14 protein-coding genes and 1 tRNA gene are annotated in these 15,662 nt (G+C 57.5%); 7 read left to right on the top strand and 8 right to left on the bottom strand.

Going from position 1 to position 15,662, the window contains the following annotated elements:
- Positions 1-37: 37 nt before the first annotated feature.
- The 5 genes from ACEN9Q_RS22530 (at position 38) to ACEN9Q_RS22510 (ending at position 5,715) form a co-directional block, all read left to right on the top strand.
- Complete coding sequence (locus ACEN9Q_RS22530; protein WP_495626096.1) at positions 38-556, top strand: NUDIX hydrolase; 519 nt, start codon at positions 38-40, stop codon at positions 554-556.
- The gene (locus ACEN9Q_RS22525; RefSeq protein WP_495626095.1) at positions 553-1,209 is read left to right on the top strand and encodes a dTMP kinase; all 657 of its coding nucleotides are present in this window, start codon (positions 553-555) and stop codon (positions 1,207-1,209) included. Before ACEN9Q_RS22530 ends, ACEN9Q_RS22525 begins: the two co-directional genes overlap by 4 nt.
- Positions 1,206-3,641, top strand: a complete 2,436-nt coding sequence (locus ACEN9Q_RS22520) for a patatin-like phospholipase family protein (RefSeq protein ID WP_495626094.1) — start codon at positions 1,206-1,208, stop codon at positions 3,639-3,641. Before ACEN9Q_RS22525 ends, ACEN9Q_RS22520 begins: the two co-directional genes overlap by 4 nt.
- Before the next feature lie 5 nt (positions 3,642-3,646).
- Positions 3,647-4,384, top strand: a complete 738-nt coding sequence (locus tag ACEN9Q_RS22515) for an SDR family NAD(P)-dependent oxidoreductase (RefSeq protein ID WP_495626093.1) — start codon at positions 3,647-3,649, stop codon at positions 4,382-4,384.
- A gap of 80 nt (positions 4,385-4,464) precedes the next feature.
- The gene (locus ACEN9Q_RS22510; RefSeq protein ID WP_495628982.1) at positions 4,465-5,715 is read left to right on the top strand and encodes a DegT/DnrJ/EryC1/StrS family aminotransferase; all 1,251 of its coding nucleotides are present in this window, start codon (positions 4,465-4,467) and stop codon (positions 5,713-5,715) included.
- Positions 5,716-5,835: 120 nt separating this feature from the next.
- On the opposite strand, the gene ACEN9Q_RS22505 is transcribed toward ACEN9Q_RS22510, so the two are convergent.
- Entirely contained in the window at positions 5,836-7,062 is a 1,227-nt protein-coding gene (locus ACEN9Q_RS22505; RefSeq protein ID WP_495626092.1) for a tyrosine-type recombinase/integrase, read from the bottom strand.
- A 164-nt stretch (positions 7,063-7,226) separates the two neighbouring features.
- Positions 7,227-7,311: transfer RNA gene (locus tag ACEN9Q_RS22500), tRNA-Leu, on the bottom strand.
- Positions 7,312-7,459: 148 nt separating this feature from the next.
- Here ACEN9Q_RS22500 and ACEN9Q_RS22495 point away from each other — a divergent pair.
- A complete protein-coding gene (locus tag ACEN9Q_RS22495; protein WP_056449949.1) occupies positions 7,460-9,427 on the top strand; it encodes an APC family permease in 1,968 nt (655 codons plus the stop codon).
- 21 nt (positions 9,428-9,448) lie between these two features.
- Here the strand turns inward: ACEN9Q_RS22495 and ACEN9Q_RS22490 are convergent, their stop codons facing one another.
- Entirely contained in the window at positions 9,449-9,922 is a 474-nt protein-coding gene (locus ACEN9Q_RS22490; RefSeq protein WP_495626091.1) for a hypothetical protein, read from the bottom strand.
- Positions 9,923-10,206: 284 nt separating this feature from the next.
- On the opposite strand from ACEN9Q_RS22490, the gene ACEN9Q_RS22485 reads away from it, so the two are divergent.
- Positions 10,207-10,818, top strand: coding sequence for an FxDxF family PEP-CTERM protein (locus ACEN9Q_RS22485; protein WP_495626090.1), 612 nt, complete (start codon positions 10,207-10,209; stop codon positions 10,816-10,818).
- Positions 10,819-10,845: 27 nt separating this feature from the next.
- Here the strand turns inward: ACEN9Q_RS22485 and ACEN9Q_RS22480 are convergent, their stop codons facing one another.
- From ACEN9Q_RS22480 to trxA, 5 genes are all read right to left on the bottom strand, one after another.
- Entirely contained in the window at positions 10,846-12,606 is a 1,761-nt protein-coding gene (locus ACEN9Q_RS22480; RefSeq protein WP_495626089.1) for an ArnT family glycosyltransferase, read from the bottom strand.
- Between the two features lie 165 nt (positions 12,607-12,771).
- Positions 12,772-13,041 carry a type B 50S ribosomal protein L31 gene (locus tag ACEN9Q_RS22475; protein WP_056449958.1) on the bottom strand — a complete coding sequence of 90 codons (270 nt, stop codon included), beginning with the start codon at positions 13,039-13,041 and terminating at the stop codon, positions 12,772-12,774.
- Positions 13,042-13,184: 143 nt separating this feature from the next.
- Positions 13,185-13,457, bottom strand: coding sequence for a hypothetical protein (locus ACEN9Q_RS22470; RefSeq protein WP_495626088.1), 273 nt, complete (start codon positions 13,455-13,457; stop codon positions 13,185-13,187).
- Between the two features lie 136 nt (positions 13,458-13,593).
- Positions 13,594-14,856: a transcription termination factor Rho gene (gene rho, locus ACEN9Q_RS22465; RefSeq protein WP_056449963.1), complete on the bottom strand. Its 1,263-nt coding sequence runs from the start codon at positions 14,854-14,856 to the stop codon at positions 13,594-13,596.
- A 138-nt stretch (positions 14,857-14,994) separates the two neighbouring features.
- Positions 14,995-15,321, bottom strand: coding sequence for a thioredoxin TrxA (gene trxA / locus ACEN9Q_RS22460; RefSeq protein ID WP_036236119.1), 327 nt, complete (start codon positions 15,319-15,321; stop codon positions 14,995-14,997).
- Positions 15,322-15,662 lie beyond the last annotated feature (341 nt).

Genomic DNA, 15,662 nt, shown 5'->3' with positions numbered 1-15,662 from the left:
ACAGGTGCAATCGCGCTCGACATATTGAGAATAATGAATGAAACTGATCTGCCGTAACGTAAGCCAGCCACCTGATCCATATCTCGCTCGACTCAAGATGAAAGCGCGCGATAAAGGGGATAAATGCATCGCTAATGCAGTTCTCCGGAATAAGCACGACGAAATTTTAGTTCTTCGTCGCTCAAAGAACCGGACAATGTTCCCGTTATGCTGGGATTTGCCTGGCGGACACATTAATCAAGAAGAGTCGTTGGAAAGTGGACTAGCCCGTGAAGTAGAAGAAGAGGTCGGAGTGCCGTTGCGTTCTATCGACGTATTGATCGCCCACTGGATATGGACGCATCCGAAATATCCAGCACAAAGAATGCAGCAGTTCGACTTCCTTGCCACTCTGGATCAAACGGTTCCCATTCGGCTTAATCTTGACGAGTTTGTCGAAGTACGTTGGCTAGCGGCGGACGAACTGTGGATGTTACAAGAATACCGTGAGCCTGAAGATGTAGCAATGCGCAACGTGCTTCGTCACGCTTTTCGGCTTATGGGTAAATCAATATGAAGTGGCCAATTCTTATATCTTTCGAAGGAATCGATACCACAGGCAAAACCACCCTTGTTAAGGCTCTTGCACATCAGCTAGCCGCGTCCGGTCGAAGCGTGGCTATTAAGCACGAATCTCCATCAGACGAGGATACAGTTAACCGCATTGAAGATGCGCTGAAAAAATCTATTTTTATTAGTTACGGCTTTGGGCATGGACCACAAGCAGCGCTACTTTTCATGCTTTATGCCGAGTGTTTGGCGAGTCAACAGGTTTGCGAAGACGCGCAGATTGTTCTCGCAGACAGGAGTATTGACTCAATTGCAGTATACCAAGGTGCTGCTCTTCAGCTTGATCATGAAATTGATGCTGCGAAATTGCTCGATGCGCTAGAGACATTGTATTCAATGGTTGGCGGTCGGGTTCCAGATCTCACGTTTTTGCTGATTATCTCAAATGAGGAGCTGCAGCGGCGATTTAATGAAAGACATAGCCGTATGCCGACCGTTGCAGAATTTTCCGAGCTTATTAATTTGCAAGAGCGTTTTAAATATATCGCCTCAATGCGGGCGCGCTACATAATGCTCGATGCAGACATGTCTAGTCAACAAGTGCAGGCCGAAGTTGTGAAAAATATAAAAGAAAAATTTTACCTGAGAGCAGCCCTTTGATTAATCGACGTCCTGTTTTTGTAAGTTCTCCCGACCCTGATGAGATAATAAAGAAGTTAGGCGCCGAGCCCCAGCTTAAATACGATATTTATACATTCTGGAGCCTTGAGCAAGCTTTTCTTGGAGGGCGGCTTCGCTATCACGCCGGGCAGGTGGCTATGCTTCAACTAATGAGGCGATTGGCTGAAAAAGGTTTTACTGTCCATGCTCTCATTTGTGATTCGCAAGCGCGGTCACTGCTTGTTGGGCATGACACGTCAACTGAGCCAAACGTAAGCGCAACATCTGCATTTATTACCTCCTTGAGTGACGCATCAATCAAGGTTGGTCGGATGAGTGATTATATCAAGCAAATGCCGTCCAAAGGCTCGCCGAACTCTGGTATCGACCCGGATCTAGTAGTTCAAGGCGCCCTTAGATTTCGCAATGCTATCCAAGCCGTTAGACCAGTCGGTGAGGTGTTGAGAGAACTGGAGAACTATAGAACTTTTTCCGATAACTTCAGTATTTCACAACCTGTGAGCATTTACTTGCAGAAACTGCGGGCAGAAATTCGGTGTGCATCGGTGACCGACGGCGAGCTGTTAGCAGCTCTTTACGCATCGTTGCGTCGTCCCAAATGGTTTGATGCGTTTTGGCTAGGAGAAATGGCTGCATGGCTTGCATCTAAGGACCCGGTGTCTGGCAGAGAACTTGTCATTTTAGAGGCGAATCGAAGTGCATATTCCTGGCTTACTCATGAATGTTTTCTGAAGCTGGGAATCATCGATTCGTCACTAACACCTTCTACAAAATGGCCGGCGATGTGCTTTGTCGAGCCCCTGTTGGCGCTTAATGGTAAGGGGCCGATGGAGTTGTCTAAACCTAAGAATGCACTATTCATCGCTTCATCTGCGGGAAAAATTCGCAGTCTTTTAGATCGCGCACCCGACCAAGTGAAATCGTCTTTTTTTCAATGGTTTGCTGTTGATCCCAGCCCTTCCGTAGATCAGGTGACGAGATTAAATGTTGTCGAACAAAAACTGCTTGTAGCCCGTTCTAAGGTAGAAGAGAAAGGGCCCGGGCTTTCGAAGCGTAAGGAAATACACTCTGAGCCAAAAAGTGCGCGCGCCGACGAAGGGGCGCCAAGTATTGCCCTTAGTCTATCAGGAGGAGGATTTAGAGCAACCTTCTTTCATCTCGGTACTATTAGCTTGTTGCGGCAATGCGGACTGCTGCCAAATGTCCACGCGATCTACAGTGTATCGGGGGGCAGTATTTTAGCGGCCAATCTCGCATTAAATTGGAAGAGCTATCTATCAAGCGATCAGGACTCCTTTAAAAATGCCAGCGCTCCATTATTGAGTTTGACCAAAACAAACCCGCGAGGGAAACTTCTTTGGCATACGTTTTTTGGCCTATTGTCATTTCGTGGTCCTAAAGTGCTTTCTTCCATATATACAAAGGAAGCAAATATTCAGGGCGAACTTCAGCATCTGCCAGCGTCACCGGCTTTTCACATTTTGGCGACGAGCATAAAGTCAGGCGATCTCGTCTCCTTCTCACGAGAGGGAATGAAATGTGATGGAGAACTGGTCGGAGGAAAGCACTTGCCGTTGTCACAAGCTGTGGCAGCTTCCTCGGCATTTCCACCGTTGCTTGCACCAGTTGTACTGACGGCGGACCATCTGAGAGTCAAGGAGGAAAAACTCGGATCTGACCTTGAACGGTTGACTGATGGTGGTATCTACGACAACCTTGGTTTAGCAAGCATTCTGGATGAAATTCGTTTAGGCAAAGATGAACACGGATGTGATACCGTGTTATCAAGCGATGCGTCTGCGCCTTTTTTGCAAAGTCGAAGCGAAAAATATCTATCTTTGTTCGGCCGAACTGCGCGTACCACAGACATTCTGATGAAACGTGTAACAGATCTAGAAAGTCAACGCGCAGCGTTGCAAGATGGTGTGCATGCAGGATACCTTTCGCCACATCTGGTGAGAATCAATATTGAAAGAAAAGTAGAACAAAGCGAGATCGATAGAATTATTGGTACTGCTACGTATCAAGTGCAGGATGAGGTGGTACAGTCTCATGTTGCCAATGTGCGTACCGATCTCAATCGATTTTCTGAAATAGAAATGGCCGCTCTAATTCGCCACGGTTACGAAACGGCATTGTTGCAATTGACTTCGAATGGGTTGCTACCCAAAGGTTTCAAACCAGAAGACCCGTGTCTTGCGTTGTCCTTGACTTCGGTAACGGATGTATCGAAGATCCGCAAAGAGCTTGCTGCGGCATCAGTGCGACGGTATAGCGGTTCGTACATTCTAGGTTTAGTGATTGTTGTCAGTACGTGCGTATTATTTAAATGGGGAAGCGCTGCATATGAATTTGCAGTTGTTCGTGGTGCTTACTTGAAAACAGCGGTTACTCAATATTTCTCTTCTTGAATTGTATGAAAATTTTAATAACTGGCAGCAGCGGTGGCATGGGTACGGAGATTGTTGCTCGTTTTCTTAGTTACGGCGCTAGCGTGGTCGGAGTAGATCGGACGTCCGTCTGCACTGGTAGTGAAGAGAATCCCAATTTTCGCTTTGAGCACTGTGATATAGGAAATGTGGATTCGCTTCATCAAACAATTAAATATCTATTAGAGTCATTGCCCTCGCTTGATCTGATTGTCCACTGCGCAGGTGTTTTTTATGACGATCGAACTGCCAAGTCGAATGAGGTTGCTCTAGCTGAACTCTGGCGCATAAATTACCAGGCTCCGGTGATGATGACCGAAGCATTACATTCTTTACTTATAAAAGGTGAAACTCCATCCGTTATTTTTATAGCATCTACAGATGCTATCGTGGCAAGTGGCGGTCAAGATAGTGAAGTTGGGACCGCCCACGACCTTTACTATGCGTCATCGAAAGGAGCATTGGTGACTGCAATGCGAGCACTTGCAATGAGGTGGGCTAAGGATAACATTAGAGTGAATGCGATTTGCCCAACTATCGTTCGTACACCGATGACGGCGGAACTACTAGGTATGCCGAATAAAGAAGAACAATTGAGAGGGCCCATTCCACTTGGTAGAGTAGGAACATGCGCGGACGTAGCAACTGCGGTTGAATGTCTCCATAAGCTAACCTTCACAACTGCACACGTGCTTCCAGTAGATGGAGGCTACCTTTGCAAATAGACGAAACGCACAAGTCGGAAAGACCGGTATTGATTGGGGGGGCAGATCCAATCAGCGTAGTTCCTTTTCCACGTGATCGTGTGCATGTATCTGAAGCAGTAGTTGAGGCTACAAATAGAGTGTTGCACTCAGGGAAGTTGTCAATGTTTACGTCCGACGAGGTTTCCTTATTTGAATCGGAGTTTGCCGATTTCGTAGGCGCGAAACACGCGGTTATGGTAAATAGTTGTACCACTGCGATTGTTGCGAGCCTTATCGCAGTAGGAGTTCGTGCCGGCGACCGGGTTGCTGTGCCGGCATACACATATATTGGCTCTGCTATGCCAATCCTTGCGATTGGGGCCATTCCAGTACCAATTGATATTGATCCAGAGAATCAGTCGATGGATCCGGAAGAGCTAACGGCTGCGTTCGATCAATTTTCTATCCGAGCGGTTATTCATGTCCACTTGTTCGGGCAGAGTGCATATGTTGACGAAATTGTTGCGCTTTGCCGCAAAAATGGTGCAGCTTACATCGCTGACTGCGCACAGCTTCTTGGTAACCGTCCGGTAACGGCGTCACTTGCACAGCAGGGGTGTGTCTGTTTTAGTTTTGGAGACAGCAAGCTGTTGCGGATTGGTGAAGGGGGGGCGATCGTTACTAACTCTGACGAACTGGCGGAACACCTGCGCCGTGTTCGTCATGAAGGCGAGCAATGGACACGGCTCGGCACGTCGCGTCTTGTAGGATTGAAACCAGTACCTAATGACGTTATAAACGGATTGGCGAGCGTTCAACTCGGTTCAAATTTTCGGCCCCTTGCTGTCGCTGCAGCAATTGGGCGCGCTATGTTACAGGAGTTGCCATCACGTTTAGACGTTATCCGAGATAATGCGTTATTGCTGGGCGATATGTTGAAAGGCTGTGAATGGCTAGAACTTCCTGCCCCAACCGGTCGCACATGGTGGACGTTTCCCGTACGGGTGGTCGATCACTTCTTACACCGCGACGTATGGCTTGCGGCCCTCTTAGCAGAGAAGATCCCGGCAGGTGTACATTTCCCATTGCTTATTCCAGAGCATCCAGCTGTTAACGCGGCACTGGAAAATCGTAATTTGCACTTCCCAGGTGCGGCTCAGTTCGCCGAAACACACTTCGTTTTACCAATTTATCCGGGCTTGGAAATTACTCATGTCAGGCGGATGGGCAACGCAATTCATCGGATCGGTTCGCATGTAAAGTTGTTACAAAGCGAAGAAGGCCATAAATGTGCTGCAGATTTACTAAATGATCGAGCTATCGAGGAACTTTGCAGTGGATTGTTCCTATTTTTGTCACCTGCCTCCTAACTTAATATGCACCTCAATAAAAACCGCTTCCGATGATTGGGCCAGGGTCCGACGAGGTCTTCTTGGTCAAAGATTGCCATACCGCGCACTGCGCTCCATCTTGATTACACTTGGCGTTCGCTAATCGCCAAGAATCCTTGCATCACCTTGTTTGATTGCATCAAGGTAGTCCGCCCAACGTTGCATCATCAATCGCCGGGCAGGCAGATGCGCCGTCCGGTTGTACGCGCGTCCGTTAGGGTCTTTGACAGCGTGGGCGAGCTGGTGCTCGATCAGATCGACCCGCTCGCCCAGCACTTCATCCATGATCGTGCGCGCCATCGCACGAAAGCCGTGGCCGGTCATCACGTCCTTGCCGTAGCCCATGCCACGCAAGGCCGCGTTGACCGTATTCTCGCTCATGCAGCGTGCGCCCGTGCGTACGCTGGGAAATACGTACTTTCCATGCCCTGTCATCGCATGGAGCTCGCGTAGCAGCGCGACGGCTTGCGTCGCCAGCGGCACGATATGATCCTGCCCCATCTTCATCTTGGAACCAGGGATGCGCCATTCGGCCGCATCGAGTTCGATCTCGGACCACTCGGCGGCACGCAATTCTCCAGGGCGAACGAACACCAGCGGCGCCAGCTTAAGCGCGGCAACGGCGTAGGCATGGCCATTGTAGGCATCGATAGCGCGCAGCAGTTCTGCCGCCTCCTTAGGGTCGGTGATCGCCGCATAATGAGCTTCCGGAACCGCTGACAATGCGCCACGCAGGTCTACCGTCATATCGCGATCTGCAAGACCACTCGCTACCGCGAACCGGAAAATCTGGCCACACAGCTGCTTGATTTTGTGCGCGGACTCGATCGCTCCTCGCTTCTCGATGACGCGAAGTGCGCTCAACACGTCCCATGGCTTGATAGTGGAGATGGGCAGGGCGCCGATAGCCGGAAAGATGTTCCGTTCGAGCCACGCGGTGTTCTTCTCTTGGGTGCTGGCGGCCCGGTCCGCTGCGGCCTTGGCCAACCATGCACGGGCGACCGCCTCGAAGGTATTCAGCGCGGCCTTTTCCTTGGCATGTTTTTCTTCACGCCTGGCCATGCCAGGGTCGATCCCCTGGGCCATCAGCTTCCGGGCCGCCAGTCGCTTATCGCGGGCCTCCGCGAGCGAGACTTCAGGATACTTCCCGAAGGTCAGCCGGTTTTTCTTGCCGTTCGGCTGCCTGTAGGCCATACGCCAGAATCTTGTCCCATTCGGCATGACCTCGAGGTACATGCCTTCCCCGTCTCCCAGGGTATAGGTCTTGTCTCGGGGCTTGGCGTTGCGAATGGCGGTGTCCGTCAGTGGTGTGCAGAGCTTAGGCATTTTAGATCCATGACGTTTGGCGTTCGGTATCCGTGAACAAAGTATGGATACAAAAACGCAGGCTGGTAATGGACGAGCTCAAACTTTGGCGCACAAAAAAACCGCGTTCCCAGAGGGACAAACGCGGTTTCTTGGACTTTGCGGGACTACTACGGATGAGTAGGTGGTGCCTCCGGCCGGAATCGAACCGGCACGCCTTTCGGCGCTTGATTTTGAGTCAAGTGCGTCTACCAATTCCGCCACAGAGGCTGCAAGCGCAGGCGCGCATATTAGCACATGTGATGCCAAACTGACCAGCGCGCGAGGATGGCGTATTGCCGGCAGTGGGCGCAGGGGGCGTTCCGGCGTATGATCTCGCCTACTTGAGCTAACGCGCCGCCCTGAAGCGGCCTGGACGATGAAGAATAAGAAAATACGCGAGATCATCCTCGGCAAGCCGCTCGATCCCATGAAGAGCGAGACGCGCCACTCGATGGCCCTGGTCGCCTTCCTGGCCTGGGTCGGGCTCGGGGCGGACGGCCTGTCCTCCTCCTCGTACGGTCCGGAAGAAACCTTTCGCGCGCTCGGTCCCCATACGCACCTCGGCCTGTACATGGCGGTCGCCACCGCCGTCACGGTGTTCATCATCGCGCTCGCCTACAACCAGGTGATCGAGCTGTTCCCGACCGGGGGCGGGGGCTACCGTGTGGCGACCAAGCTCGTCGGGCCGTACCTGGGTCTCGTGTCCGGCTGCGCGCTGATCCTCGACTATGTGCTCACCATCGCGATCTCGATCGCGTCCGGCGTCGATGCGCTCGCGTCGTTCCTGCCGCTCGGCTTCCAGCCTTATAAACTCTGGGCCGAAGCGTTTTTCATCGGCCTGTTGATCGTGATGAACCTGCGCGGGCTGAAGGAGGCGATCCAGATCCTGCTGCCGATCTTCCTCGGCTTCGTCGCCACGCACATCGTGCTGATCGTGTACGGCATCGTGGCGCACGCGTCGCACCTGCCGCAACTGCTGCCGAATACGATGGCCGAAACGGGCTCGCTCGCCGGCCAGATCGGCTGGACCGGCGTGGCCGGCATGCTGCTGCTCGCGTATTCCCAGGGCGGCGGTACCTATACGGGCCTGGAGGCCGTGTCGAACAACGTCAACCTGCTGGCCGAGCCGCGCGTCCGCACGGGCAAGGTGACGATGTTCTACATGGCGCTGTCGCTGGCGATCACGGCCGGCGGCATCATCCTCTTGTACCTGCTGTGGGATGCGCGGCCGACGGCCGGCGAGACGCTGAACGCGACCACGTTCCGCCGCATCATCGCCCATATGGGCCTCGGCAGCGAACTGGTGAACCAGGTAGTGCTCGCCGTCGCGCTCGCCTTCGAGGCCGGGCTGTTGTTCGTGGCGGCCAACACGGGCTTCCTGGGCGGGCCGTCGGTGCTGTCGAACATGGCGTCGGATTCGTGGGTGCCCCACCAGTTCCGCTACCTGTCCACGCGCCTCGTGACGCAGAACGGCATCCTCGTGATGGGCATCGCCGCGCTGGCGATCCTGTTCTGGACGCGCGGCCAGGTCACGCTGCTCGTCGTGCTGTATTCGATCTCGGTGTTCCTGACGTTCGCGATCTCGCTGTTCGGCCTGTGCCTGTACTGGTGGCGCCATCGCAAGGACACCGACAATGTGCGCTGGGTGCGGCGCTTCCTGCTGTCGCTGGTCGGTTTCGTGATCTGCGCCGGCATCCTGGCCGTGCTGCTCGTCGAGCGCTTCACGCAGGGCGGCTGGGCCACGGCGCTCATCATCGCCGCCATCGCCGGCCTGTGCATCTTCATCCGCAACCACTACCGCGAAACCAAGCGCGCCATCCGCTCGGTCGACCGGGTGTTCGCCAACCAGCCGTTCGGCCCGGTGAAGGAAGTCGCCGAGCCGGAGCCGGAGGCGCAGACGGCCGTGTTCATTGTCGGTAATTCCCGTGGCGGTGGCCTGCATGCGCTGCTGTGGGTGTTGCGCATGTTCCCCGGCCACTTCAAGAACTTCCTGTTCGTGAACGCGCGCACGGTCGACTCGCACGCGTACGGCGGCGAGGGTGCGCTCGAGAAGATGCGCAAGGATGCGGCGCGGACGCTGGAATACTTCGTCGATTTCTGCCAGAGCCATGGGATGGCGTCGGCGTCCTACATCGGCTTCGGCACGGACGCGGTGGAAGAAGTGACCCGCATGTGCGAGCAGATCAACCGCGAGTACCCGAACACCATTTTCTTCACCAGTAAATTGATCTTCGCATCCGACAACTGGTTCACGCGGCTGCTGCACAATCAGGCGTCGCTGGCGGTGCAGCGCCGGCTGCACCTGGAAGGCTTGCAGATGGTGATCCTGCCGATGAAGGTGTGAGGCCGGCCGGCGAGGCCCGGCTCAGCAGCTGAGCTGGCCGCGCAGGGCGCGCAGCGTGCACATCGGGCCGGTGACTTCGAGCATGTGATCGCGCACGGTGACCGTGATGTCGGCGCCCCGCCATGTCGGCCAGCGCGCCGTGCGCATGCGGTAGCGCACGGTGCCGGGACTGCGTTCGTCCGCCGCATAGCCGAGCCGCTCCATGGCGTCGTCCAGCGTGCCGACCAGGTGGCAGGCGGAGAAGCGCGTCGTGACCTCGAACCGGCCGGGAAGCGTCCGCGCGACGGCCGGCAGCAGGCCGCCTAGCAGCACCGGCACGACGATGTAGCCGAGCGGCGCGGTCGGATCGATCAGGTGAAAGGCGAGGACCAGGGCGGGCAGGCCCAGCACCATGCTCAGCAATAAAAGCGCCGCGCGCTGGACGGGGACGGCCGGGGATGGGCGATGCGGTCCCTTCCGGGCGCGCTCGATCTCGGAAAACGTCACGCTTTTCATGGAGAGTCCTTTCGTTGAACGACGGCTGGGACCGGCCGCATACTCCATTTTGATCAAGCGCCTTCGCAGCGGATTGACTTCCCTCAAACTCGCTTTTTCCGAAATGAACTGTTTTTAGAACGAAAAGTACCTAGGAGGAAAATTCTTTTCTGAACAGAAATGAGTGAAATTTGTGCGAGACCTAACGGTTGGTCAGGCTTGCGGAATTTAAGCTGTGGCGACGGATCGGTGCAAGACACGCGTTCCTGGATAGCGAGTCCGATTAATCTTTCAACGGAACTATCATGACACTCAAATCTCTCGTTCTGGCCGTGGTCGCGGGCGCAGCCCTCATGGCGCAAGGCGCGGGGGCGGCAACGGTCGATCGCACGGCGCCGCTCGTGACGGCGGACGACGGCCTCGGCGGCTTCAATGCGCATTTCGGCGATACGTTTGCGCAATCGACCACCGGCAGCACCTTCACCGATATCTTCACCTTCGACGTCGGCACGCCATTCGACGCTGCCGCCTCGCTGACGTCGTCCTACCTCAACACGCCGCAGGCCAAGGACCTCCTGATCACGGGCTTCTCGCTGTATCGCTACGATCCGGTCACGAAGGCCATGCTCGGTACGGCGATCGCCGGCGTCGACGGGACCGGGACCGGTACCGATGCCCCCGATTCCTGGTCGCTCTCCGGCTATGGGCTGACGAGCGGTTCCTACGCGATCCAGGTGGATGGGCAGGTGCGCGGCGTCGGCGGCGGGGCGTTCGGCGCCGACCTGACGATCTCGCCGGTGCCGGAGCCGCAGACCTGGGGCATGTTGCTGGCCGGCCTGGGCGTGTGCTCGACGCTGGCCTGGCGCCGGCGCCAGCTCGTGCGCGCGGACGACAGGCGCATCCGGCGCCCGTCCTGAACGGCTAGCGCGCCGGCGCGCTGCGGATCAGCGCACGCGCCGGTACAGGCGGAAGCGTTCGTCGCGGTCGGACGGGCGGCGGCCCTCCCACAGCAGCGTCCAGTCGCGTGCGTGGAAGGGAAGCGCGGCACCGCCGCGCACGGGTGCGCCGTTCTGTATTGCGCTGTCCGGAACGGGGGCCGTCCGGGCGACGCTGTCCTGCAGCAGCAGGAAGCGGCACTCGCCGCCGTCGACGGGGGCGAAGGGCAGGTGGCCGAAGTAGGCGAACGAGGCGCGCTGCGGTGCGCCGACGTTCGTGTCGATGCAGTCGGCGTCGGCCGGCAGGCGCGCGGCGATCTGCTGGGCCACGCTGGCGTAGCTCTTGCCGTAGTTCAGGTCGGGCAGGAACAGCGTCATCAGGAGCACCCACAGCAGGATCAGGCCGCCCGACGACAGCACCACGGCGCGCCACAGCACCGACGGTTGGCGCGACAGGCGCCAGTGCACGAGGAAGATCCAGCCGACCGTCGTCGCGGCCGCGACGAGGAAGGCGACGATGCCGAATTCCGGCTTGAAGCCCGGCACCAGCTTGAGGGCGTTCTTGGCCAGTTGCGCGGGCCAGCCTGTCAGCTTGGCGATCCAGAACATCCAGACCAGGCCGCCCAGCAGGGTCAGCACCATCACCGAGAACCAGTCGATCGCATTGATCGCGCCGCGCTTCATCGTCGGCAGGCCGAACGCGGCCATCAATGCCATCGGCGGCAGCAGCTTGAGGAGGTCGCCGCGTTCCGGCACGGGGTCGCACAGGACCACGAGCGCGAGGACGCCGACGAAGCAGGTCGGCAGGATGATGTGCAGCAGCCCGTGCTGGCGGCGCCAGGCCCAGGCGGCCCAGGCGGCGAACGGCCAGGCCGGCCAGAAATACCAGATGCCGACGCGGAAGAAGGCCTTGATCGCATGCCAGCCCGGCACGCTCAGCTGCTCGGCGTTCCAGGTCAGCCAGCCGGAGACGGGCGACAGGCCGTACGGATGCGCCAGCGTGGCCGGCACGGCCCACGCGAGCGTGATGAGCAGGGCGGTGCCGGCGGCCTGGCCGAGGTGGCGGAGCAGGGGCGCCGTCGGCAGCTTGAGGAAGCGGGTGCACAGGTAGAGCGCGGCCAGCAGGGCCAGCGACGGGGCGAAGCCGCGCGTCAGGATCAGCAGCCCCAGCGCGGCGCCGACGAGCACGGCGTTGCGCGGCGTGCCGTCCTCGATATAGCGCACGGCGCGGAACAGGAACCAGGACAGCAGCGCGCCCTGCAGGGTGACGGCCAGCGTCTCGTGGCTGTGCAGCAGCAGGCCCAGGCAGCCGAGATAGATCAGGACGGCCGTGTCGGCCAGCGTGCGGCCGTAGTCGTCCGGTTCCGGCTGGCCGCCGAAGGCCAGGCGCAGCGGCTGGGCTTCCGAACGCCGGCCCAGGTGGAAAGCCGTGTGCCACAGTGATATCGTGCCCAGCGCGAAGATGCCGATGGTCGAGATGCGCGCCCCGAGCACGTCGCCCACGAGCCAGCCGAACAGCTTGATGCACAATGCCCCCAGCCAGAACGTCAGCGGCCCCTCGTCGGGCGACGGCAGGCCGGCGATGTTCGGCAGCAGCCAGTCGTGGATGCCGCCGTGCGCCATCGTCCACATGATGCCGAAGCTGGCGGCGTCATCCTTCCACGGATCGCGCCCGATCAGGCCCGGCAGGATGTACAACAGGCCGAGTGCATACAAAGCCCAGCGTGGCAGCGCGAGGGTGGCGGCGGCGGGAAGGCGGACGGGTTTCATCGATAGCGCGAAGTAATGCAGTAAATTAATGTCGCGTAGTATAAGGGGAGCAAGGAAAAGCGTCGCGGGTGGCATTGCTACGAAGCGTAACGCGAAAAAAAAGGAAGCCTGCGGGCTTCCTTCTTTGGAAGGCCGCAGGCCTTCCGGTGTTCGCTCGTCGGGGACTTAGCCGTTGGCGACGCTGGTCTTCGAACCGACCGTGCCGAACTTCTGGCGGAATTTTTCAACGCGGCCAGCGGTGTCGACGATCTTGTGCTTGCCGGTAAAGAACGGGTGCGATTCAGCGGACACCTCGATCTTGACCAGCGGGTAATCTTTACCTTCGAAATTGATCGTTTCGCGGGTGGAGATGGTCGAACGGGTGATGAATTTGAAATCGCAGGACAGGTCGTGGAACACGACTTCGCGGTAATCCGGATGGATATCGGTCTTCATGGTTTTGCCTTGGTTTAAGTTGGTAGCCAAACGGCACTTCGTCGGTCGACCTGCTTCTTGACCCGATTGCCGATCACTTGCCAGGGGTGGATACGGAACCGGCGATTATAAGCCAGCCGTGCCGCCAAGGCAACCGGCGGCGCTCAGGCGCCGTGCAGGCGCCCCATCATGGTCAGGATCATGCCGGCGAAGCCCAGGACCATCGTGACGGCTGTTGCCGCCATCCATTTGCTCAGACGGGCGGCTTCGCCATGGATGTCGGTCTTGAGTTCGGCTTTCAGTTCCGAGAGGTCGGCTTTGTTGGGCAGCATGGTCATTGTCGTATCGAAGCGCGTTTCGAGGACAGTCAGCCGACGGTCGAGCAGCAACTCCTTGTTGCGCTGCGCCGGGGCGTCATGCAATTCGTGGGGAGTCATGTGAATCTCCTGGTGGTGGTCTCGGTGCGGATTCTCCGCGCCTGACCACCCCGGGACTTGACCTAAATGAATCGTAGCGCAAAAAGCAGAAAAGGCGAGTACGACTCGCCTTTTCGTGGGATGCCTGCGACTGGAATCAGCCGCCGCGACGCATCAGGTCGAAGAACTCGATGTTGTTCTTGGTCGCGCGCATCTTGTCGAGGATGAACTCCATCGCCTCGATCTCGTCCATCGAGTACAGCAGCTTGCGCAGGATCCAGATCTTCTGCAACTGGTCCGGCTTGATCAGCAATTCCTCGCGGCGGGTGCCCGACTTGTTCAGGTTGATCGCCGGGTAGACGCGCTTCTCGGCCAGGCGGCGCTCGAGGTGGACTTCCATGTTGCCGGTGCCCTTGAATTCCTCGTAGATCACGTCGTCCATGCGCGAGCCGGTCTCGATCAGCGCGGTCGCGACGATGGTCAGCGAGCCGCCTTCCTCGACGTTACGGGCGGCGCCGAAGAAACGCTTCGGACGCTGCAGCGCGTTGGCGTCGACACCGCCGGTCAGCACCTTGCCCGACGCCGGGATCACGGTGTTGTAGGCGCGTGCCAGGCGGGTGATCGAGTCGAGCAGGATCACGACGTCCTTCTTCATCTCGACGAGGCGCTTGGCCTTTTCCAGCACCATTTCCGCGACCTGCACGTGGCGGGTGGCCGGTTCGTCGAACGTCGACGCCACGACTTCGCCGCGCACCGAGCGCTGCATCTCCGTGACTTCCTCGGGACGTTCGTCGATCAGCAGCACGATCAGCGTGCAGTCCGGGTGGTTGGCGGTGATCGCGTGGGCGATGTGCTGCAGCATGACCGACTTGCCCGACTTCGGCGAGGCGACCAGCAGGCCGCGCTGGCCCTTGCCGATCGGCGAGATCAGGTCGACGATGCGGCCGGTGATGTTTTCCGCGCCGTTCATGTCGCGCTCGAGGCGCAGCGGCTCGTTCGGATGCAGCGGGGTCAGGTTTTCGAACAGGATGCGGTGCTTCGAGGCTTCCGGCGATTCGCCGTTGACCTTGTCCACCTTCACCAGCGCGAAGTAGCGCTCGCCGTCTTTCGGCGTACGTACTTCGCCCTCGATCGAGTCACCCGTATGCAGGTTGAAGCGGCGGATCTGCGACGGCGAGATGTAGATGTCGTCCGTCGAAGCCATGTAGCTCGCATCCGGCGAACGCAGGAAACCGAACCCGTCCGGCAACACTTCGAGCGCACCGTCGCCGAAAATCTGTTCGCCTTGTTTCGCGCGCTTTTTAAGGATCGCGAACATCAGTTCTTGTTTGCGCAGGCGAGCTGCGTTGTCGATATCCAGGCTGATCGCCATCTCCAGAAGGGCGGAGACGTGCATTGCCTTCAGTTCAGATAAGTGCATGTGTCGGGTGTCCCGTGACGGGAATGTAAAGGTAGGGGAGGGGACTGCGTGGGTTAATCAAAGGGATAGGATCGGAATCGATCGCCTACCCGGTCCGGAACAGGCGGCAGTGCGGGCGCGCTGCCGCCACCAATGGTATCAGATGTTGCTATCGATGAAAGCAGTCAGCTGGCCTTTTGCCATGGCGCCGACTTTCTGGGCGGCTGCGACACCGTTCTTGAACAGGATCAGCGTCGGAATGCCGCGGATGCCGAACTTGGCCGGCACGGCCTGGTTCGCATCGACGTCCATCTTCGCGATCAGCAGCTTGCCATCGTATTCTTTCGCGACTTCTTCCAGGATCGGCGCGATCATCTTGCAAGGGCCGCACCACTCGGCCCAGAAGTCGACGAGGACCGGACGTTCGGACTTCAGCACGTCGGTTTCGAAAGATGCATCGCTGATGTGTTTGATGTTTTCGCTCATGTTTTCCTCAGTGAGAGGTAGGTCAATTAATCCCTGCAGGTCTTCTTGGACCTTCATCGATCCTGCTCGGTAGTGTCAGCCGGTTCCCGTACTTGTCAGACTGGCTTGCTGCACAGAGGTGGTGCCAATGTGTGCAATATTCAATAGTGGAAGAGCTGCAAGAGGATGTCAGGCGGGGTTTAATCGGAATAATAACCGATTTTTTTGGAACGTGTTCGTGAGCTTTGTACAAAATCTCAACATATGCCGCGGCATGCGCAGCGTTCCTGATTGACCGCAGCCATTATCACGGAAGTCCGGTCGATGTCGCGACCCGGGCGGAACTATTTTTCGCGCCGTGG

The organism is Massilia sp. Masssp93, from assembly GCF_059491295.1.
The sequence above is the reverse complement of the archived record's forward strand: the minus strand, read 5'-3'. Positions and strand labels throughout refer to the sequence as shown.

Bases quoted from the DNA above. Each gene is read 5' to 3' on its own strand.
- ACEN9Q_RS22530 (WP_495626096.1), top strand. From the start codon at position 38: ATGAAACTGATCTGCCGTAACGTAAGCCAGCCACCTGATCCATATCTC.
- ACEN9Q_RS22525 (WP_495626095.1), top strand. From the start codon at position 553: ATGAAGTGGCCAATTCTTATATCTTTCGAAGGAATCGATACCACAGGC.
- ACEN9Q_RS22515 (WP_495626093.1), top strand. From the start codon at position 3,647: ATGAAAATTTTAATAACTGGCAGCAGCGGTGGCATGGGTACGGAGATT.
- ACEN9Q_RS22505 (WP_495626092.1), bottom strand. From the start codon at position 7,062: ATGCCTAAGCTCTGCACACCACTGACGGACACCGCCATTCGCAACGCC.
- ACEN9Q_RS22495 (WP_056449949.1), top strand. From the start codon at position 7,460: ATGAAGAATAAGAAAATACGCGAGATCATCCTCGGCAAGCCGCTCGAT.
- ACEN9Q_RS22490 (WP_495626091.1), bottom strand. From the start codon at position 9,922: ATGAAAAGCGTGACGTTTTCCGAGATCGAGCGCGCCCGGAAGGGACCG.
- ACEN9Q_RS22485 (WP_495626090.1), top strand. From the start codon at position 10,207: ATGACACTCAAATCTCTCGTTCTGGCCGTGGTCGCGGGCGCAGCCCTC.
- ACEN9Q_RS22480 (WP_495626089.1), bottom strand. From the start codon at position 12,606: ATGAAACCCGTCCGCCTTCCCGCCGCCGCCACCCTCGCGCTGCCACGC.
- ACEN9Q_RS22475 (WP_056449958.1), bottom strand. From the start codon at position 13,041: ATGAAGACCGATATCCATCCGGATTACCGCGAAGTCGTGTTCCACGAC.
- ACEN9Q_RS22470 (WP_495626088.1), bottom strand. From the start codon at position 13,457: ATGACTCCCCACGAATTGCATGACGCCCCGGCGCAGCGCAACAAGGAG.
- rho (WP_056449963.1), bottom strand. From the start codon at position 14,856: ATGCACTTATCTGAACTGAAGGCAATGCACGTCTCCGCCCTTCTGGAG.
- trxA (WP_036236119.1), bottom strand. From the start codon at position 15,321: ATGAGCGAAAACATCAAACACATCAGCGATGCATCTTTCGAAACCGAC.